Origin of the sequence: Microbacterium sp. CBA3102, assembly GCF_007954505.1 — a bacterium.
In the GTDB taxonomy this organism is placed as follows: Bacteria; Actinomycetota; Actinomycetes; order Actinomycetales; family Microbacteriaceae; genus Microbacterium; species Microbacterium aurugineum.
Map to the genome: position 1 here is coordinate 3,579,456 of NZ_CP042412.1, position 19,450 is coordinate 3,598,905.

General features: G+C 69.0%; 21 protein-coding genes. 3 read left to right on the forward strand and 18 right to left on the reverse strand.

Translation table 11 applies throughout. The features are described 5' to 3' along the window. Positions 1-52: 52 nt before the first annotated feature. The 7 genes from FGL91_RS17230 to infC form a co-directional block, all read right to left on the reverse strand. Positions 53-1,018, reverse strand: coding sequence for a TAXI family TRAP transporter solute-binding subunit (locus tag FGL91_RS17230; protein WP_227991703.1), 966 nt, complete (start codon positions 1,016-1,018; stop codon positions 53-55). Next, on the reverse strand, positions 1,015-2,391 hold the full coding sequence (locus FGL91_RS17235) for a sensor histidine kinase (RefSeq protein ID WP_153244461.1): 1,377 nt from the start codon (positions 2,389-2,391) through the stop codon (positions 1,015-1,017). Before FGL91_RS17235 ends, FGL91_RS17230 begins: the two co-directional genes overlap by 4 nt. 3 nt (positions 2,392-2,394) lie before the next feature. Next, entirely contained in the window at positions 2,395-3,066 is a 672-nt protein-coding gene (locus FGL91_RS17240) for a response regulator transcription factor (RefSeq protein WP_047524331.1), read from the reverse strand. A gap of 34 nt (positions 3,067-3,100) precedes the next feature. Beyond that, positions 3,101-3,913, reverse strand: coding sequence for a TrmH family RNA methyltransferase (locus FGL91_RS17245; protein WP_153244462.1), 813 nt, complete (start codon positions 3,911-3,913; stop codon positions 3,101-3,103). Between the two features lie 117 nt (positions 3,914-4,030). Then, the gene (rplT, locus tag FGL91_RS17250) at positions 4,031-4,417 is read right to left on the reverse strand and encodes a 50S ribosomal protein L20 (protein ID WP_047524330.1); all 387 of its coding nucleotides are present in this window, start codon (positions 4,415-4,417) and stop codon (positions 4,031-4,033) included. A 33-nt stretch (positions 4,418-4,450) separates the two neighbouring features. Next, positions 4,451-4,645, reverse strand: coding sequence for a 50S ribosomal protein L35 (rpmI, locus tag FGL91_RS17255; protein WP_017828564.1), 195 nt, complete (start codon positions 4,643-4,645; stop codon positions 4,451-4,453). A 73-nt stretch (positions 4,646-4,718) separates the two neighbouring features. Continuing rightward, on the reverse strand, positions 4,719-5,363 hold the full coding sequence (gene infC, locus FGL91_RS17260) for a translation initiation factor IF-3 (RefSeq protein WP_081997100.1): 645 nt from the start codon (positions 5,361-5,363) through the stop codon (positions 4,719-4,721). Positions 5,364-5,595: 232 nt separating this feature from the next. On the opposite strand from infC, the gene FGL91_RS17265 reads away from it, so the two are divergent. Then, positions 5,596-5,994, forward strand: a complete 399-nt coding sequence (locus FGL91_RS17265) for a DUF1844 domain-containing protein (protein ID WP_047524328.1) — start codon at positions 5,596-5,598, stop codon at positions 5,992-5,994. A 28-nt stretch (positions 5,995-6,022) separates the two neighbouring features. Here the strand turns inward: FGL91_RS17265 and FGL91_RS17270 are convergent, their stop codons facing one another. The 6 genes from FGL91_RS17270 to FGL91_RS17295 all read right to left on the reverse strand — a co-directional run bounded on the left by FGL91_RS17270 (position 6,023) and on the right by FGL91_RS17295 (position 10,407). Further along, complete coding sequence (locus FGL91_RS17270; protein WP_153244463.1) at positions 6,023-6,820, reverse strand: SseB family protein; 798 nt, start codon at positions 6,818-6,820, stop codon at positions 6,023-6,025. Next, positions 6,804-7,550, reverse strand: a complete 747-nt coding sequence (gene priA, locus FGL91_RS17275) for a bifunctional 1-(5-phosphoribosyl)-5-((5-phosphoribosylamino)methylideneamino)imidazole-4-carboxamide isomerase/phosphoribosylanthranilate isomerase PriA (RefSeq protein WP_047524326.1) — start codon at positions 7,548-7,550, stop codon at positions 6,804-6,806. The genes FGL91_RS17270 and priA overlap by 17 nt, the downstream gene beginning before the upstream one ends. 103 nt (positions 7,551-7,653) lie before the next feature. Then, positions 7,654-8,289: an imidazole glycerol phosphate synthase subunit HisH gene (hisH, locus tag FGL91_RS17280; RefSeq protein ID WP_153244464.1), complete on the reverse strand. Its 636-nt coding sequence runs from the start codon at positions 8,287-8,289 to the stop codon at positions 7,654-7,656. Beyond that, positions 8,286-8,903, reverse strand: coding sequence for an imidazoleglycerol-phosphate dehydratase HisB (gene hisB / locus FGL91_RS17285; RefSeq protein ID WP_153244465.1), 618 nt, complete (start codon positions 8,901-8,903; stop codon positions 8,286-8,288). The genes hisH and hisB overlap by 4 nt, the downstream gene beginning before the upstream one ends. Further along, positions 8,900-9,994: a histidinol-phosphate transaminase gene (locus FGL91_RS17290; protein WP_194239267.1), complete on the reverse strand. Its 1,095-nt coding sequence runs from the start codon at positions 9,992-9,994 to the stop codon at positions 8,900-8,902. Before FGL91_RS17290 ends, hisB begins: the two co-directional genes overlap by 4 nt. A gap of 44 nt (positions 9,995-10,038) precedes the next feature. After that, on the reverse strand, positions 10,039-10,407 hold the full coding sequence (locus tag FGL91_RS17295; protein ID WP_153244467.1) for a LysM peptidoglycan-binding domain-containing protein: 369 nt from the start codon (positions 10,405-10,407) through the stop codon (positions 10,039-10,041). 287 nt (positions 10,408-10,694) lie between these two features. Here FGL91_RS17295 and lexA point away from each other — a divergent pair, with 287 nt between their 5' ends. Then, positions 10,695-11,381, forward strand: a complete 687-nt coding sequence (gene lexA / locus FGL91_RS17300) for a transcriptional repressor LexA (RefSeq protein WP_047524321.1) — start codon at positions 10,695-10,697, stop codon at positions 11,379-11,381. Between the two features lie 145 nt (positions 11,382-11,526). Here the strand turns inward: lexA and metE are convergent, their stop codons facing one another. Both metE and FGL91_RS17310 read right to left on the reverse strand, forming a co-directional pair. Then, positions 11,527-13,836 carry a 5-methyltetrahydropteroyltriglutamate--homocysteine S-methyltransferase gene (gene metE, locus FGL91_RS17305; protein WP_153244468.1) on the reverse strand — a complete coding sequence of 770 codons (2,310 nt, stop codon included), beginning with the start codon at positions 13,834-13,836 and terminating at the stop codon, positions 11,527-11,529. Between the two features lie 21 nt (positions 13,837-13,857). Beyond that, complete coding sequence (locus FGL91_RS17310; RefSeq protein WP_153244469.1) at positions 13,858-14,805, reverse strand: methylenetetrahydrofolate reductase; 948 nt, start codon at positions 14,803-14,805, stop codon at positions 13,858-13,860. Positions 14,806-14,995: 190 nt separating this feature from the next. On the opposite strand from FGL91_RS17310, the gene FGL91_RS17315 reads away from it, so the two are divergent. Beyond that, on the forward strand, positions 14,996-16,861 hold the full coding sequence (locus FGL91_RS17315; protein WP_153244470.1) for a S9 family peptidase: 1,866 nt from the start codon (positions 14,996-14,998) through the stop codon (positions 16,859-16,861). Between the two features lie 10 nt (positions 16,862-16,871). On the opposite strand, the gene smpB is transcribed toward FGL91_RS17315, so the two are convergent. From smpB to ftsE, 3 genes are all read right to left on the reverse strand, one after another. Beyond that, positions 16,872-17,348, reverse strand: a complete 477-nt coding sequence (gene smpB, locus FGL91_RS17320; protein ID WP_047524317.1) for an SsrA-binding protein SmpB — start codon at positions 17,346-17,348, stop codon at positions 16,872-16,874. Between the two features lie 63 nt (positions 17,349-17,411). Continuing rightward, positions 17,412-18,326, reverse strand: coding sequence for a permease-like cell division protein FtsX (ftsX, locus tag FGL91_RS17325; RefSeq protein ID WP_153244471.1), 915 nt, complete (start codon positions 18,324-18,326; stop codon positions 17,412-17,414). Next, positions 18,323-19,429, reverse strand: a complete 1,107-nt coding sequence (gene ftsE / locus FGL91_RS17330; RefSeq protein ID WP_153244472.1) for a cell division ATP-binding protein FtsE — start codon at positions 19,427-19,429, stop codon at positions 18,323-18,325. The genes ftsX and ftsE overlap by 4 nt, the downstream gene beginning before the upstream one ends. Between the last annotated feature and the right edge of the window lie 21 nt (positions 19,430-19,450).

The window sequence follows — 19,450 nt, forward strand, 5'->3', positions numbered from 1 at the left end:
CTTGGCAGAGCGTCGAGCCCGGTGTCAGACTTCTTGAGGATTTCTTGAGCCGTCAGCCGCGGAAGTCCCGGTAGTAGTCGATCGCGCCGGAATGCAGCGGGACCGGGGCGGTGAAGATCGCCGAGCGACGGTCCAGCAACGCGGCCGTGGGCACCTCCGCTGCGAGACGCAGGCGTGCTTCGAACAGCCCTGCGAGGATGTCCCTCGCGACGGCGTCCGGGGTGGCAGACGCCGTGACGAGATAGTTCGGCACCGCCATGGTCGGCGCGGAGGCGACGAGCCCGTAGGTCCCCGCCGGCACTTCCGCGGGTCGGTACGCGTGCGAGTATCGGTCGTTCACCTCGTTCACCCACTCCTGCTCGATCGCGAGCAACCGGACGGAGGAGGTGTCGGCGAGTTCCGCCACACCGGGTGTGGGCAATCCGCCGACCCAGAAGAAGCCGTCGATCTCTCCCCGCCCCATCGCGTCGATGGACTCGCTGAGGTCGAGTTGCGGGTTCCGGATCGTGGCGATGTCGACGCCGGCCGCGTCCAGCACGCGTCCGGCGATCACCGTCACCCCGGAGTTCTCCGCCCCGAGGGAGATCGTCCGACCCGCCAGGTCGCCGATGTCGTCGATCTCCGAGTCCCCGCGCACGACGATCTGCACGTACTCGTCGTACAGACGGGCGAGAGCGCGCACCGGGAGCGGGTCATCGAACGCGCCCGTTCCCGCCACGGCATCCGCGGCCGCGTCGCCCTGGGCGAACCCGATCACGGCCTCTCCGGAGCTCACGCGCAACAGGTTGTCGACGGATCCGGCCGTCTCGTCGGCCGACATCGCGATGTCCAGCGAGCCCGACAGCTCCTCGGCGAGATGACTGCCGTAGTCGTAGTAGACGCCGGTGGACCCGCCGGCGGCGATCACGTACTCCCCGGCGTTCCATTCGTTCGCGCGCTGACTGCACGCGGCCAACGCTCCCACCAGGAGGAACGAGAGGAGGCCGACGGTGAGTCGCCGCAGCACCGGCGCGGTCATGGCCTCGTCCTGTCGTGGAGCAGCAGCGAGACGAGGAGACCGCCGCCCTCGGCCGACGAGACCGTCAGTTCCCCGCCCACGGTCTCGAGCAGGTCGTTTGCGATCGCGAGCCCGAGACCGGAACCGGGCGTGTCCTGAGTGTCGGCGTTCCGCCAGAACCGGTCCGTCGCCACGGCCGCGTGCTCCGGCGTCAGCCCGGGCCCGTGATCGCGGACCGTGACCCGGCAGACGTCACCCGAGCGCTCCGCACCGATCTCGATCCCGGAGCCTTCCGGCGAGTACTTCACGGCGTTGTCGATGACGGCATCCAATGCGCTCTCCACGATCGTCCGGTCGGTGACGCTCATGACGCACGACTCCCCTGACGTCTGCAACGAGATCCCCCGCTGTCCTGCCACGTCCCGCCAGGCGTCGAGACGACGGGCTGCCAGCGTCGCCAGGTCGACCGCGGAGATGGTCGAATCGGTGCGTCCGCCTCGGGCGAGGCCGAGCAGCGTCTCCAGGATCCTCGTCATCCGGCGTCCTTCCTCCCGCGTCTCCTCGACGTCGTCGTCCCACTCGCGTCCGAGTCCGGTCGCCAGGTGCTCGACGCGCAGGAGGAGAGCGTTGAGGGGGTTGCGCAGTTCGTGCGAGGCGTTGAGCGCGAACTCCTGCTGCCGGGTCATCACCCGCTCGATCTGGTCGGCCATCCCGTTGAACACCCTGGCCATGCGACGCAGCTCCGGTGGACCGGCATCCTCCGCGACACGCGCATCCATCTCGCCGCGCTCGATCGCCGCCATCGCCTCGTCGAGCCGCCCGACCGGCGAGAGGACCCACCGGGCGAGGCGGAACACCAGCAGCACTCCGAGGGCGATCAGCACCAGCGCGATGGCGGAGATGAGCAGAAGCTGTTGCAGGATCGCCGCGCGCGGCGCGTCGGCGTCACCGGCGACCAGCACCGCCCCGATCACATCCCCGTCGTCGAACACCGGCTCGGCGAGGGCGGCATCGGCGACCGTCCACGGGTACACCGCCGCGGGCTGCTCCGCGCGCCGGCCGGACAGCGCCAGTCTGACTCGTTCCGCGTCCTCCTCCGCGAGCACCCCTGGGCTGTCGTCGCCCGCCGCCCAGATACTCCCAGCCAGGTCGAACACCGTGACCTCGATCCCGTAGACCTCCCGGAACCTCGCCGCCTCCGCCTCGATCACCGCGGCGCTGCCGGAGCGGAGGGCCTGCCGGGCGCTCGTGACGAAGTAGCCGAGATCACCGAGCTGCTGCGTGTAGAAGGCCTGCTGGACACTGCGCGCAGCGCTCCATCCCGCGGCGCCTCCCAGCGCGACCAGGATCGCCACGAGGGGCACGAGGAAGACGATGACCAGACGCCGGCGCATGGCTCAGGAGCCCGCCAGCCGGTAGCCGACTCCGCGGACCGTCTCGATAAGACCCCGGGCCCCGCTCTTCTTCCGGATCGCCCCGACGTGCACTTCGAGCGAGTGGCCGAAGCCCCGCCAGTCCGTGTTCCACACCTCGCGGATCAGACGCTCCTTCGGCACGGCGACGCCCGGATACCGCGCCAGCACGGCGATGATGTCGAACTCCTTGCGCGTCAGGTCGATCGGCACCCCGTCGACCGACAGTTGACGTGCCACGAGATCGATCTGCAGCTCACCGCCGTGCAGCAGGACCCGCGCGTCGGACTCCGGGCGTATCGGACGCGATCGTCGGGTCACGGCCTCGATCCGGGCGAGGAGCTCATGCACGTCATACGGCTTCACCACGAAGTCGTCCGCGCCCGCACGCAGTCCCTTGATGCGCTCGGCGACCTGATTGCGCGCCGTCACGATCACGATCGGCACCTCCGACCGCCCGCGGATGCGGCGACACAGATCGATGCCGTCGACGTCGGGAAGCCCCAGATCGAGGAGGACGACCTCGGTGTCCGCACCGAGGAGTTCCAGCGCTGCCGCGCCGTCCGCGGCACGAACCGTGGCGTAGCCCGAGCGGGCGAGGAACGCTTCGAGCGCGCCGGCGACCCGGTCGTCGTCTTCGACGATCAGAATCCTCATCGACTCGGCTTCCCGCTTCCTTCGTGTGCTTCGCTCAGCCGGCGGAGTCCGCCCGCTGAGCGAAGGCGCTCTCGTAGAGGCACACACTGGCGGCGGTCGCCAGGTTGAGAGACTCGGCGCGACCGAAGATCGGCAGCTTCAGCACCCGATCGGCGAGCGCGAGCGCATCGTCTTCGAGACCACGGGCCTCGTTGCCGAAGAGCCAGCCGGTCGGCTCGGCGAGAGTGCCCTCCGCTCGGGCTACGAGCAGGTCGTCACCCTTCACGTCTGCCGCGAGGATGCGGAGACCTGCCGCGTGCGCACGGCGGACCACGTCGGCGAGATCACCCCCGACCGACACGGGGAGGTGGAACAGCGAACCGGTCGTGGCACGGACGACCTTCGGGTTGTACGGGTCGACGGTTCGCCCCGTCAGCACGACCGCATCGGCACCCGCGGCGTCGGCCGCGCGGATGATCGTGCCCAGATTCCCGGGATCGCGGACCTCTTCGCAGATCGCCACGAGTCGCGGAGAGGCCTCGAAGATGTCACGCACCGACGTCGGCGTCTGGTGGACGACCGCGACCAGCCCCTGCGGAGTCACTGTGTCGGCCATCGCGTTGAGCACGTACTCGGTCACGTACTCGACGTCGATGTCGGCGTCGGCAGCCTTTCCCCGGATGTCCGGGTGCTTCTCCCAGCCGCTCGGTGTCGCGAACAGCTCGACGATCGCCTCCGGACGATAGGTGAGCGCCTCACGAACGGACTGCGGCCCCTCGAGGAGGAACAGGCCGGTCTCGGTGCGCGCGCTGCGCTTGGTCAGCTTGGCGACGGCACGGACTCGGGGCGAACGCGGGTTCTCCAGCACGATCACAGTCTAGGGAACGCACAGCCGGTTCCCGCACCATCCACGCAAGGGCCGCCCTCCCCCGAGAAACGCCACAGGGCGCCCTCCCGAAGGAGAGCGCCCTGTGTGAAGAGGTGCTTATGCAGCCGACTTCGGCGCGTTGACGTCGGAGGGCAGAGCCTTCTTCGCCGTCTCGACGAGCGTCGTGAACGTCGCCGCGTCGTTGATCGCGAGGTCGGCGAGCATACGACGGTCAACCGTGACACCCGCGAGGCCGAGGCCCTGGATGAAGCGGTTGTAGGTCATGCCGTTCTGGCGAGCCGCAGCGTTGATGCGCTGGATCCACAGGCGACGGAAGTCGCCCTTGCGCTTGCGACGGTCCCGGTACGAGTAGACCAGGGAGTGGATGACCTGCTCCTTGGCCTTCCGGTAGAGGCGCGAACGCTGACCGCGGTAACCGGAGGCGCGCTCGAGGATGACCCGGCGCTTCTTGTGGGCGTTTACTGCCCGCTTGACTCTTGCCATTTTCCTGTGTTCCTATTCGTGCGTTCGGACGCGTCAGCGGCCGAGAAGCTTCTTCGCGACCTTGGTGTCAGCCTTCGACAGCACCTGGTCCTGGTTCAGACGACGGGTGCGACGGCTCGACTTGTGCTCGAGGTTGTGGCGCATCCCGGCCTGCTGCTTCTTCAGCTTTCCGCTACCGGTGATCTTGAAGCGCTTCTTAGCACCCGAGTGGGTCTTCTGCTTCGGCATCTTCTCTTCCTTCGTATGGCGCCTTCTCAGGCGACGGTGTCAACCCGCGGTGCGGGAGTTCTGGGGGCGGGAGCTACTCCGCCGGAGCTGCGGCCGGGGCGTCGGCCTTCGCGTCGCGAGCAGCCTGCTTCTTGTCGGCGCGCTGAGCATCGCGGACGGCGTTCTGCTCCTGCTTGGCCTCCGACTTGCTCTTGAGCGGCGCGACGACCATGACCATGTTGCGACCGTCGATGGTCGGGTTCGACTCGACGGTGCCGAACTCGGCCACGTCTTCGGCGAACTTGCGCAGCAGACGCACACCCTGCTCGGGACGCGACTGCTCGCGACCGCGGAACAGGATCATGGCCTTGACCTTGTCGCCCGCCTTGAGGAAGCCCTCGGCGCGCTTGAGCTTGGTCGTGTAGTCGTGAGCCTCGATCTTCAGACGGAAGCGGACTTCCTTGAGGATCGTGTTCGCCTGGTTGCGGCGAGCTTCCTTTTCCTTCTGGGCGGCCTCGTACTTGAACTTGCCGTAGTCCATGATCTTGACGACGGGCGGCTTCGAGTTCGGGGCGACCTCGACGAGGTCGAGATCGGCTTCCTGTGCGAGGCGCAGCGCGGCCTCGATGCGGACGACGCCGATCTGCTCACCCGCGGGGCCGACGAGGCGGACCTCGGGGACGCGGATGCGCTCATTGGTACGGGGATCGCTGATGCGGAACTCCTTAGACGATGTGATTCGGCCACCGTGACGCTCTCTGCATCACGGGCGAAATCGGAATCGTCCCCGCCCACCGGCATTCAGACGCCGGCTCCGCACCCTGTCTACCGGGTCCGTCTTTGCGAACGGAGCCGGTGGAGTGCAAGACCCGGTAGCCTTGAACGGCAAGCGCGGGTGGGAAGTGAATCCTCTTTCGATCCGGAGCATGACGCTCCGGAGCCCGCCAAAGTCTAACAGAAAGCAAGGCGAAGTGACGAACCAGGCATCGGACGAGGCTGCACGCGAGCGCGAAGAGCGCTGGGCACGTCAGGAGGAGGCCGCGTCGTCGGCCACCCGAGACATCGCCGACGTCCCCGCTGTCGAGGTGATCACCACCGCGGCCGTGCACCTCATGAGCGCGGCTGCCGTCAAACTCGGCCTCGCCGACGACCCGGACGCGGCAGCCCAGCTCGACCTCGACGAGGCGCGCAAGCTCATCAACGCCCTCGCCGGACTCATCACCGCCGGCGCCCCCGAGATCAGCGACATGCACGCACGCTCGCTGCGCGACGGTCTCCGCTCGCTTCAGCTCGCCTTCCGCGAGGCCTCCTCCATCCCGGACCCGATCGGCAAGGGACCCGGCGAGAAGTGGACCGGTCCGGTCAACTGACAGCCGGAACGCGAGCGAGACGCGACGCTCAGGCGCTGCGGCGGAGCTTCACGGTCAGTGAGTCGGCGAGCACGGCGATGCGGTCATCGGACGCCCAGCGCTGGGCGAGGCGGGCGAGAACAGCATCGAGCACCTCGCGCTCGAGCCCATCGACCAGTTCCAGGATCACGACCAGCTCCGGTCCACGCAGGCGCGCGTCGGGGTCGCCGGCAGCGACGGCCACATCGATCACCGCCAGCTCGTGCGCGACGCTCTCCTGCAGCGCGGAGACCACCTCAGTCGAGAGGAAGCTCGGCACCCACGGGTGCCCCTGAGCGATCGCCCAGACGGCGGGGCGCCGGATGACGAACTCGGTCTCGGAGGTCGGATCGAGCACGATCAGATCGGTGTCTTCGGCGGAAGCCGCCAAGGCGGCACGGAGCGCCTCGACCGGGATCGGTCGCGCCGTGGCATCCCACGCCTGCATCGTCTCGACGGACGAGAAGACCGGCTGCACGCGACGCCCGTCGGGAGCGGCGACCGTGACGATCGAGAGCTCCTGCGTCTTGTCGACCGCCAGGCCGTTGGGCGCGACGCCTTCCTCCCCCTTCTCGGCGATGAGCGGGATCAGCACGCGCGCGGAACGGAACGCGTCGACGACCTCGACCTGACTCCCCTCCCCCGCACGGAAGCGGAGCAGAGCGGCCAGCAGGGCGGGGTCCGCGGAGCCGTCGTCCGCCGCGTGCGGGTTCGACTCGAAGCTGCGCCCCTCCCAGGGGACACCGGCGGAGTCGCCGTGGTTGTGCGACTCGGGCCCGCAGGAGTGCGCGTCAGTCTCCTGCGACATCCAGGGCCTCAGCCAGTGTGAAGGCGCCGGCGTAGAGCGCCTTGCCGACGATCGCACCCTCGACGCCCAGCGGCACGAGCGCACGGAGCGCGGCGATGTCATCGAGGTTCGAGATGCCTCCGGATGCGACGACCGGCTTCGGCGTGCGGGCGGTGACCTCGCGCAGCAGTTCGAGGTTCGGACCGCGAAGCGTGCCGTCCTTCGTCACGTCCGTGACCACGTAGCGGCTGCAGCCGGCGTCTTCGAGACGACCGAGGACCTCCCAGAGGTCTCCGCCCTCCTTGGTCCATCCGCGGGCGGCGAGCGTCGTGCCACGCACGTCGAGGCCGACCGCGATCGCCTCGCCGTAGCGGCCGATCACGTCGGCGGCCCACTCGGGGTTCTCGAGCGCGGCGGTGCCCAGGTTGATCCTGGCGGCCCCGCTCTCGAGAGCCGCTTCCAGGGTCGCATCGTCACGGATGCCGCCGGACAGCTCGATGTCCACACCCTTGAACTGCTTGATGACCTTGCGCAGGATCGGCGCGTTACTCCCCCGACCGAACGCCGCATCGAGGTCGACCAGGTGGATCCACTTGGCGCCCTGCGCCGCCCACTCACCCGCCGCGTCCAACGGGTCGCCGTAGCTGGTCTCGGTCCCGGCCTCCCCCTGGGTCAGCCGGACGGCCTTGCCACCGGCGACATCGACTGCGGGAAGGAGCGTGAGCGAGGGAGACTGCGCGAAGTCGTTCATGGATTCCTTGGTTCGGGAAGCTCTGCGGCCCGGAGCGGGCACGAGAACCGAGGGTAGTCCGCCCGGGGGCGGGTGACAAAACGGATGACGTCCACGGGAGGAGTCAGAGGCTGCCGATCCAATTGCGCAGCAGTTGGATGCCCGCTTCGCCCGACTTCTCCGGGTGGAACTGCGTGGCCGAGAGTGGGCCGTTCTCGACGGCGGCGAGGAACGGATCGCCGTACGTCGTCCAGGTGAGGACCGGCTGCGGGAACGGCGGGATCACATCTAGCTCCCACGACTGTGCGGCGTAGGAATGCACGAAGTAGAACCGCTCCTTCTCGAGTCCGCGGAACAGGACGCTGTCCGCGCCGGGCTCGACCGTGTTCCACCCCATGTGCGGGAGCACGGGAGCGTTCAGTTCGGTGACCGCCCCCGGCCATTCGCCGAGCCCCGCGGTGTCGTGTCCGCGCTCGACACCGTGATCGAACAGCACCTGCATGCCGACGCAGATCCCCAGCACCGGTCGCCCACCGGCCAACCGCCGGTCGATGATCTCGTCGCCGCCGTGGGTGCGCAGTGCCTCTCGGACGGCCTGGAACGCACCGACGCCGGGGACGAGCAGTCCGTCAGCCTCGAGAGCCGTCTGACGGTCGCGGGTCAGCACCGCATCCGCGCCGGCCTCGGCCAGTGCCTTCACCGCGGAGTGGACGTTGCCGGAGTCGTAATCGAAGACGGCGACGCGGGGCGCGCTGCTCACAGCGCACCCTTGGTCGACGGGATGCCGTCGACCAGCGGGTCCAGAGCCTTGGCCTGGCGGAAGGCGCGTGCGAAGGCCTTGTACTCGGCCTCGGCGATGTGGTGCGGGTCGCGCCCGCCGAGGACGCGCACGTGCACCGTGAGTGCGGCGTTGAAGGTGATGGCCTCGAATGAGTGGCGCACGAGAGACCCGGTGAAGTGTCCACCGATCAGGTGGTGCTCGAACCCGGCCGGCTCGCCGGTGTGCACGAGGTACGGACGCCCGGAGATGTCGACGACCGCCTGCGCGAGGGCTTCATCGAGGGGCACGAGCGCATCACCGTACCGCGAGATGCCCGACTTGTCGCCGAGCGCTTCGAGGATCGCCTGTCCGAGCACGATCGACACGTCTTCGACGGTGTGGTGCGCGTCGATGTCCGTGTCGCCCGAGGCCCGCACCGTCAGGTCGGTGAGCGAGTGCTTCGCGAAGGCGGTGAGCATGTGGTCGAGGAACGGCACCGAAGTGTCGATACGGCTCGCACCGGTCCCGTCGAGGTTCAGTTCGAGCTCGACGGTGGACTCCGACGTGCTGCGCACACGGCTGGCGGTGCGCGGGGTCAGTGCGGGGCTGCTCATGATGCCGATCCTATCGAGGCCAAGGCGTCGAGGAATGCGGTGGTCTCGGACTCGGTTCCTGCGCTCACTCGGAGGTGCCCGGGGATGCCGACGTCACGCACCAGCACACCACGGTCGTACAACTGCTGCCAGGTCGCGCGAGGGTCGGCGACTCCTCCGAACAGGACGAAGTTCGACCACGTCTCGTGCGGCGTGTAGCCGAGGGCCTCCAGGGTCGCGGTGATCCTGTCGCGCTGCTCGACGATCTCCTCGACCATGCCGAGCATCACATCGGCGTTGCGCAGCGCAGCAACGGCGGCGGCCTGTGTGAGCGCGCTGAGGTGATACGGCAGTCGGACCAGGCGGAGGGCATCGACGAAAGCAGGATCGGCCGCGAGATAGCCCACCCGCGCGCCCGCGAACGCGAATGCCTTGCTCATGGTGCGGGAGATCGCGAGCCGAGGCCGCCCTTCGAGGAGCGTGAGCGCGGAGAGCGCGTCGTGCGGAGCGAACTCCTGGTACGCCTCGTCGACGATGACGACGCCGCGCGCAGCGTCGTAGACGGCTTCGACGACATCGAGACCGAGAGGCGTCCCGGTCGGATTGTTCGGCGAGCAGAGGATGACCACATCGGGGTCAGCAGCGCGCACCTGCGCGGCCGCATCCTCGGGCGTGATCGAGTAGTCGGGCTCCCGGGTGCCGGCAATCCACCGTGCCCCCGTTCCCTGCGCGATGAGCGGATACATCGAGTACGTGGGCGCGAACCCGAAGGCGGTGCGCCCGGGCCCTCCGAACGCCTGCAGGATGTGCTGCAGCACCTCGTTGGATCCGTTACCCGCCCAGATCTGGTCGGCGGTGAGCCCATGACCGAGGTAATCCGCGAACGCCTCGCGAAGCGTCGTGAACTCCCGGTCCGGATACCGGTTCACATCGCGGATCGCCACCGCGATGTCGTCGAGGATGTCACTCGCGACCGCCTCCGGGATCGGATGAGTGTTCTCGTTGACATTGAGAGCAACCGGGAGAGGGGCCTGCGGGGCACCGTACGGCTTCAGCCCGCGAAGGTCGTCACGGAGTGGCAGATCGTGGAGGGAGAGCGTCACCCTTCCCATGCTAGGCCGCTGGTCGGGCGGATGACGCACATCCCGGTGAGGGCTCAGTCCACGTACTGCGCCGGGATCGCGAGCTCCTGACCGATCTGGAGCTCGCCACCACGGAGCACGTTCATCCGGCTGATCTCTCCGATGACGACGCGCGGGTCGGCGTTCGGCGCGATCGAGGTGGCGATCGACCACAGGGTGTCCCCGGGCAGGACCGTCAGCGTCTCGACACTCGCGGCGGGAGCATCGGCACCGGAGGCGATGGCGCTGCCACCGCTGAGTGCCGCGAAAGCGATTCCGATGGCCAGCGGCACGGAGGCGAGAGCCAGCAGCACACCGCGACCCCGTGCCGTCAGCCGCAGTCGCGTGTGGGGGCGTGCGGGTGCCGGGAGGATCGTTGCGGTGCTGACGCTGATGCTGCTCATGTCGTGCTCCTTAGCCTGTCTCGGGGCGATGGGCCCGGAGGAAGTTGGCGTAGCGTTCGCATTCCCGCCTCGGCCGGGAGCCGTGAATGCGAAGCTACGTTCCGAAGGTATCTTCGAGTTCGAACATCTGTCAAGTGTTCTTCGAAACCGGAAACGCGATTCGCCCGACACGCTCGAACAGATCTTCCAGATCGGACTGTTTCTCGGATACGGTTTCGATGAGAACACCACACCACGGGCCTCCGACATTCGAAGAGCGACGTCGGATCACGCACTTAAGGAGCACCATGAGCGAGTACTCAGCCCCCGAGTCGGAGGCACCGCGGACCCGCCGTCGCAAGAGCCTGAGCCCGAAGCAGATGGCGATCCTCGAGGTCATCCAGAATTCGATCGCCCACCACGGGTACCCGCCGAGCATGCGGGAGATCGGTGACGCCGTCGGCCTCAAGTCGCTCTCGAGCGTGACGCACCAGCTCGGACAGCTCGAGCTCAGCGGCTACCTGCGCCGCGACCCCGGGAAGACGCGCGCGATGGAGGTCCTGATCGATCTGCCCGGTGCGAGCGGCGAGAACCCGGCCGATGTCGCGACCCCCGTGGGCGATGCCGCGCTCGTACCCCTGGTCGGGCGCATCGCCGCGGGTGTGCCGATCACGGCGGACCAGCAGGTGGAGGAGATCTTCCCCCTGCCACGCCAGCTGGTCGGCAAGGGCGACCTGTTCATGCTCAAGGTCTCCGGCGAGTCGATGATCGACGCCGCGATCTGCGATGGCGACTGGGTGGTCGTCCGCTCCCAGAACAATGCGGAGAACGGCGAGATCGTGGCCGCGATGCTCGACGGGGAGGCCACCGTCAAGGTCCTGCGCCGTCGCGACGGGCACACCTGGCTCCTGCCCCGCAACTCGTCTTTCGAGCCGATCCTCGGTGATGAGGCCGTCGTGCTCGGCAAGGTCGTGGCCGTGCTCCGAGCGGTCTGACGTGCTCCGCTGACCGTCGAGGCCCCCGCTGACCGACGAGGCCCCCTCCCAGATACGTTTCTGAGAGGGGGCCTCGACGCTGCGCGGGGGTGTCGACGCTGCGCGGGGGTGTCGACCCGCTGCGAGGGTGTCGACCCGGGGTGGGCTACGCCCGGACGCTCACGTCCTCACGCACCCGGCGCGTCGCCTCGACGATGTTGCGCAGCGAGGCGGTCGTCTCGTCGTAGCCGCGGGTCTTCAGGCCGCAGTCCGGGTTCACCCAGAGCTGACGTGTCGGGATCTCCTCCACCGCGCGACGCAGCAGCGACTCGACCTCCTCGACCGTGGGCACGCGCGGCGAATGGATGTCGTAGACGCCCGGACCGATGCCGTGGTCGAACCCGACCTCGGCGATGTCGGCGACGACCTCCATGCGACTGCGCGCCGCCTCGATCGAGGTCACGTCGGCATCGAGCGCCCGGATCGCATCGATCACGACACCGAACTCGGAGTAACAGAGGTGTGTGTGCACCTGGGTACCCGCAGCGGCACCACCGGTCGCGAGTCGGAACGAGTCGACGGACCAGCGGAGGTACGCGGGCTGATCCGCCTTCTTCAGCGGCAGGAGTTCACGCAGCGCGGGCTCGTCGACCTGGATGATCGCGATGCCGGCAGCCTCCAGGTCCGCGATCTCATCGCGCAGCGCCAGGGCGACCTGGTTCGCGGTCTCACCGAGCGGCTGGTCGTCGCGCACGAACGACCAGGCGAGGATCGTCACGGGACCCGTGAGCATGCCCTTCAGGTGCTTGCTCGTCAACGACTGCGCGTAGGCGGACCATCCCACGGTGATCGGCGCAGGTCGCGAGACGTCGCCCCAGAGGATCGACGGGCGTGTGGCCCGGGATCCGTACGACTGGACCCAGCCGTGCTCGGTCACCGCGAAGCCATCGAGGTTCTCGGCGAAGTACTGCACCATGTCGTTGCGCTCGGGCTCCCCGTGGACCAGCACATCGAGCCCGAGGTCCTCCTGCAGAGAGACGACGCTGGCCACTTCGCGACGCAGGAAGTCGTCGTAGTCCTCGGCGGGGATCTCGCCACGGGTGAACCGGGCGCGCGCACGCCGGATGTCACCGGTCTGCGGGAAAGAGCCGATCGTCGTCAACGGCAGCACGGGCAGGCCGAGCGCCTCCTGCGCGGTCTCACGCTCCTCGTACCCGACGCGGGAGAAGTCGGCCGTGCTGAGTGCACGATCGCGGACGGCACCGTCACGAACGCCCGGTGCAGCGAGACGATCCGCCAGCGCGGCGGACGACGCGTCGAGCTCGGCGGCGATCGACGCGCGGCCGACGCTGAGCCCCCGGGCCAGCACACCGACCTGCTCGACCTTCTGGTCGGCGAACGCCAACCACGAGACCAGACGCTCGTCGAGCCGGGACTCGTCGGTCACGTCGTGGGGCACATGCAGCAGCGACGTCGACGTCGACGCGGACACGGCCGCGCCGAGCGCACGGAGGGCCTCGAGCCGGTCGAACGCGTGCGAGAGGTCGCCGCGCCAGATGTTGTGCCCGTCGACCACCCCGCCGACGAGGGTCTTGCCCTCGAGCCCTGCAGCCGGGGCGGGCACGCCGCCGCGCACGAGGTCCACAGCGATCGCCTCGATCGGCGCGGCCGCGAGCACCGGGAAGACCTCACCGAGGTCGGCGTACGGGGCGGCGACGAGGATGGCGGGGCGTTCCGGCGCGCGTCCGAGCACGTCCAGCGCTCGGGCGGCAGCATCCGACAGCTGCGCGACGGATGCAGGGAGCGACTCGCTCACGAGCGCCGGCTCGTCGAGCTGCACCCACTCGGCTCCCGCGGCGCGAAGTCGCGCGAGCAGCTCCACGTAGACCGGGAGCAGGTCATCGAGGCGCGAGAGCGGGTCGAAGCCCTGCGGGGCGTCATCCGAGGCTTTCGCCAGCGCGAGGAGGGTGACGGGGCCCACGATGACCGGTCGCGTGACCAGTCCCGCCTCGGCAGCCTCGGAGACCTGCCGGACGAGGCGGTCGCTGGAAAGCGAGAACACCGTCTCCGGGCCGATCTCCGGCACCAGGTAGTGATAGTTGGAGTCGAACCACTTGGTCATCTCGAGCGGCGCACGCTCGCCCTCCCCGCGGGCGATCGTGAAGTAGGCGGGGAGTCCCACCGCGCCATCGGCACCGCGGAGGTCCTCGAAGCGTGTCGGGATGGCCCCGACGGTCACGGCGGCATCGAGCACCTGGTCGTAGTACGAGAAGGACTCGGGGATCGCGGAGTCCTTGCGTCCAAGCCCCAACTCTGCGAGGCGCTCACGCGTCGATGCGCGCAGCTCACCGGTGGTCCGCTCGAGCTCCTCCTCGTCGATGCGGCCCGCCCAGAACGCCTCGACGGCCTTCTTGAGCTCACGGCGACGGCCGATCCGGGGATAGCCGAGGATGGTGCCCTCGGGGAATGCGGTCATGATCTTTCCTTTCGGCGGGGTCTAGTGACGCAGGGCCGGGAGGATTCCGGCTTCTGCGAGGACGGTGAGGACGGTCTCGTGTTGGTTGAAGGCGTAGAGGTGCACGCCCGGCGCTCCCCCGGCGACGACCTCGCGAGCGAGGCGTGCGGCCCACTCGATGCCGATCTCTCGACGCCCCTCCGCGGTCGGCTCGACGTCGAGCGCGATGGCGAGCTCGCTCGGCAGGTCCTCACCCGTGAGCTCGAGCACGCGTGTGAGCCGCGCCGGTGAGGTGATCGGCATGATGCCTGGCAGGATCGGGATCGTGACCCCGGCGCTGCGAGCCCGTTCGACGAACGCCAGGTAGTCGTCAGGGTGGAAGAAGAGCTGCGTGATCGCGAAGGTCGCCCCGGCGGCCTGCTTGGCGAGCAGCGCCTCCACATCCTGCGTGCGGTGCGTGGCCCGCGGATGGCCCTTCGGGAATGCGGCGACCGCGATGTTCACCTTGCGGCGGGGATCGACCCTCGCGGCACCGGGGAGTCCGGGGACGGGCGCCTCCTCGTAGGGGGCCCGTTCGGCCTGCACGCGGTCGATCAGCTGCACGAGCTGGGCCGCACTCTCCAGATCGCCGAGGTCGTCGTCGGTCTGTCCGGTGGGCGGGTCTCCGCGCAGGGCGAGGAAGCTGAGGATGCCGGCATCGAGGAACTCGCGGATCAGCGTCGCGGCGCCCGCGTAGCTGTTGCCGACGCAGGTCAGGTGCGCGAGTGGCTCGACATCGGTCTGCGTGCGGATGAACCGGAGCACGTCGAGGGAGCGGCCACCGGTCGATCCGCCCGCCCCGTAGGTGACCGAGAGGAAGTCGGGCCCCGCGGCGGCGAGGCGTCGGACGGTGTCGTGCAGCGCTTCCTCGCTCGACGCCGAACGCGGTGGGTAGAGCTCGAAGGAGAACGGCACGCGAGGAGTGCCTGAGGTCTCGGTCTCGGAAGACATCTTCTCTCCTGGGGACAAGTCGGGCCGGGGGCCGCGCACGACACAGAGGACGTCGTTCGCGGGCGGGTGCCGGGCTCGGCTGTCGCTCCACGCTCCGGGGCGAACCGGTGCGTTTCCAGAAACCTAGATCACCCTGTCGGGTCGCCGCTCGTGTGTGACGCCGTGTGTCATCGGCCCATAGGCTCGAAGCATGTCGTCCCCCTACGGTTCCTGGCCCTCGCCCTTCTCCGCCGCATCCGTGGCGGTCTCGTCCCCGCGCATCGACGGCGCCCGCTTCGTCGGCTCCGAGATCTGGTGGGGGGAATCCGTCCCGTCCGAGAAGGGGCGCGTGACGGTGCGGAGTTCGTCCGGGGACGAGATCCTTCCCGCCCCCTGGAGCGCACGTTCGCGGGTGCACGAGTACGGGGGCGGCGCGTGGACAGCCGATCGCCAGGGCACGCTCTACTTCGTCGATGCGGCCGATCAGCGGGTGCGTCGACTCGTCCCTGGCACCGAGCCTGTCCCCCTCACCCCGCAGGGCGCGGCGCACGGAGGCCTGCGGGTGCAGGCCGGGCGTCTGCTGGCCGTGCGTGAAGACCTGTCGACGACCCCGCACACCCGATCGATCATCGAGATCCCGGTCGACGGTTCGGCGGCGGACGACGCGAGCGCGATCCGGGTGATCCGGGAGAGTGAGGGCTTCGTCGCCCATCCGGCGCTCTCCCCCGACGGCGAGCGGATCGCCTGGGTCGAGTGGGACACCGGCCGGATGCCGTGGGAAGAGGCACATGTTCGGCTCGTCGCTCTCCCCGCAGGCGACGTGCACACCGTGCCCTCGCGAGCGGCTCTGCAACCGGAGTGGCTCGGCGACGCGGAACTGGTGTTCGCCGATGACTCCGCCGGCCGATGGGGGCTGCACCGCGTCGCTCTCGACGGCGACGTCCCGGGCGCCGAGCCGCAGCCGCTCGCACCGGCGGACGCCGACACGGGCTACGGGCTCTGGGTGCTCGGCAACCGCTGGTACCAGCCGCTGAACGACGGGCGGATCGTGGCCGTGCGGACGAACGGCCGTGACCTGGTGGTCGTGATCGATGCGGATGGCGCCGCACGTCCGATCGATGTCCCCGGGGACGGGCATGTGAGCGTGGACGACGCAGAGGGCACCCGGGTGCTGCTCTCCGGGAACGGCTCACACGTCACACCGGGCCTGTGGGTCGTCGACGTCGACTCCGGAGAGACCGTCACGGTGCGCGGCGGGGAGCCCGTGGACGCACGGTGGATGCCGCGCGCGGTGCCGATCGAGGTCGATGGTGCGCATGGCGAGGTGCACGCCTTCGCGTATCCTCCCGCGAACCCGGACGCGAGCGCACCCGACGACGAGCTCCCGCCGTACATCGTGCTCGTGCACGGGGGGCCGACGGCGCACGTCTCCGGCGCCTCCTCGACGGCGATCGCCTACTACACGAGCCGGGGCATCGGCGTGCTCGACGTGAACTACGGCGGATCCACGGGCTACGGCCGGGCCTACCGCGAGCGCCTGGACGGGCGATGGGGCGTCGTCGACGTCGATGACGTGATCTCCGCCGCCCGCGGTCTCGCCGACGCGGGACTCGCCGACCCCGCCCGCATCGCCATCCGCGGAGGGTCGGCCGGAGGCTGGACCGTCCTGTCGGCGCTGGTCCGTGGCGGGGCGTTCGCCGCAGGGATCAGCCGCTACGGCGTGGCGGATCTGCGGCTGCTGGCCGCGGAGACCCATGACTTCGAAGCGACGTACCTCGACGGACTCGTCGGCCCCCTCCCCGAATACGAAGACGTGTACATCGAGCGTTCGCCGCTGACCCACGCCGACCGCATCGACGTTCCGGTGCTGCTCCTCCAGGGCGGCGAGGACCGCGTGGTCCCGCCGTCGCAGTCGGAGTCGATCCGCGATGCCCTGGCAGCGCGCGGCGTCGATCACGAGTACGTGCTGTACCCGAGCGAGGGCCACGGTTTCCGCAGTGCGGAGACGATCGTCGACTCCCTCGAACGCGAACTCGCGTTCCTCGGCCGGGTGTTCGGGTTCGAACCACGCCGCTGAGGGCGGGGCGCTACTCCCCCACGCGGTTGCGCAGGCGCATCGCGCGCTCGGCCTCGCGCGTGTCCTGACGCTCTCGCAGGGTCTGACGCTTGTCGTACTCGCGCTTGCCCTTCGCGAGGGCGATCTCGACCTTCGCGCGGCCGTCCGAGAAGTAGAGCTTCAGCGGGATCAGCGTGTAGCCGCCCGCCGAAACCGCATGCGCGATCTTCGCGATCTCCTCGCGATGCAGCAGCAGCTTGCGGACGCGCTTGGCCGAGTGATTGGTCCAGTGCCCCTGCGAGTACTCCGGGATGTGCACGGAGTCGAGGAAGACCTCGTTCCCCTTGACGAACGCGTAGCCATCGCTGAGGTTGGCGCGTCCCTGACGCAGCGACTTGACCTCGGTGCCGGTGAGCACCATCCCCGCCTCGTACGACTTCTCGATCGTGTAGTCGTGACGTGCGCGACGATTGGTCGCGACGACCTTCTCTCCGCGTTCCCTGGGCATGATGCTCTCCTGTTGCCGTGATGAGCTCGATCGATCTTTCCGGCCGAGCAGCCTTTCAGGCTATCAGGTACGGAGCCAGCGGCGGATCGCGAACCCGGCGGACAGAGCGGCCAGCACCACCCCGATGCCGATCAGCACGGGCACGACGAGAACCACATCCTGCATCGTCACCCAGGTCGTGATGAAGGGGACCCGACCTCTCAGGTAGCCCTCGACGCCGAAGTGCATACCGGCGACGACCGCAGCGCTGGCGAGCGCCGAGCCGAGGAACGCCGCGAAGACGCCCTCCAGGACGAAGGGTGTCTGGATGAATCGGTTCGACGCACCGACCAGACGCATGATGCCGATCTCCTTCCGTCGGGCGTACGCCGACAGCCGGATGGTCGTGCCGATCAACAGCGTCGCAGCGATGAGCATCAACACGGCGATGCCGACCGCGATGTAGGTGGCGACGGTCAGTGCCGAGAACAGCGGATCGAGGTATTGCAGCTGATCCGTCACCTGTTCGACCCCCGCCTGGCCGCTGAAGGCTTCGGCGAGCACCTGTGACTGGCCCGGATCCTTCATCGTGACGAAGAACACCTCGAACGCCTGGTCCGGCGTGAGAACGCTCGCCTGCTCCGCGCCGAGCTGGTCGACGAGCTTGGCGTAGGTCTCCTCCTTCGTGTCGAAGGTGATGGAGCTGATCAGCGGCGCCAGGGCCTCGCCCTCGAGCTGGGCGCGGACCGCGGCGACCTGCTCCTCGCTGGCCGCACCGTCGATACAGGTCTCCGACTCGGAGACCTCCGAGCACATGTACACGGCGACCTGGGCGCGCTCGGCCCAGTACCCGCGCATGACACCGATCTGCCCCTGCATCAGGATCGCTGCGCCGACGAAGGTCAGCGACACGAAGGTCACGAGGACGACGGAGATCACCATCGAGATGTTCCGCCGGAGGCCGCCCAGGGCCTCGGCGAGGATGAGTCCGATTCTCATGAGGTCGGGCCCACTTCCTCGTCGTCTTCGTCGGAGAGGCCGAGGCGGTCAGCGACTCCGAGCTCTGCGACATCCACGTTCGGGAGGGTGATCGGATGCGTGCGGGGCCGGTTGACGGCGGGTGGCTCCACCACGGCGGGCGGTTCGACGATCCGCGCGGCCTCGTCCGCCTCCGGCGTGAAGGCCTGCTCCGGAGGTTCGACGGTCTGCGGAGGCTCGACCGTCCGCGGGGACGGCTCGGCTTCGACATCCGGGCCTCGGTCCGCGGCCGCGGTCCGCTGCGCGGCGAGCTCCTCAGCGAGGGCAGCGCGCACCACCGAGAGGTCGGCCGTCTGGCGCTGCACCTCCTGCACCGCGGTGAGGGCGGCGGCCGCAGCGGCACCGCGCACCTCCTCCGGCACGAGGCGCGGGATGTTCGAGGTGTCGCCGTAGCCGCCGTGCACCTCGTCGCGCACCATCTCCCCGTCGCGCAACTCGATCACGCGACGCTGCATCTGGTCGACGAAGCCGGCCTCGTGCGTGGCCATCAGCACGGTGGTCCCTCCCGCGTTGATGCGGGCGAGGAGCTGCATGATGTCGACGGAGGTCGCGGGGTCGAGATTGCCGGTGGGCTCGTCGGCCAGCAGCACTTGGGGGCGGTTCACCAGAGCGCGGGCGATCGCGACGCGCTGCTGCTCCCCACCGGAGAGCTCGTGCGGCATGCGCTTCTGCTTGCCGTCGAGTCCGACGAGAGCGAGTGCCTCCGGTACGGCCTGCTGGATGAATCCTCGCGAGGATCCGGTGACCTGCAGCGTGAAAGCAACGTTCTGATAGACGGTCTTCGAAGGGAGGAGGCGGAAGTCCTGGAACACCGAGCCGATGTGGCGCCGGAAGTACGGCACCTTGCGGTTGGCGAGCGAGCGGAGATCCCGGCCGAGGACCGCGACGCGGCCCGAGGTCGGCACGTCTTCACGCAGGATGAGGCGCAGACAGGAGGATTTCCCGGACCCCGAGGCACCGACGAGAAAGACGAATTCCCCGCGCTGCACTTCGAAGTCGACACCGGAGAGAGCGGGCTTCTTCGTCCCTCTGTAGCGCTTGGTGACGTTCTCGAACCGAATCATGGCGATTCGAGCCTAAGCGCG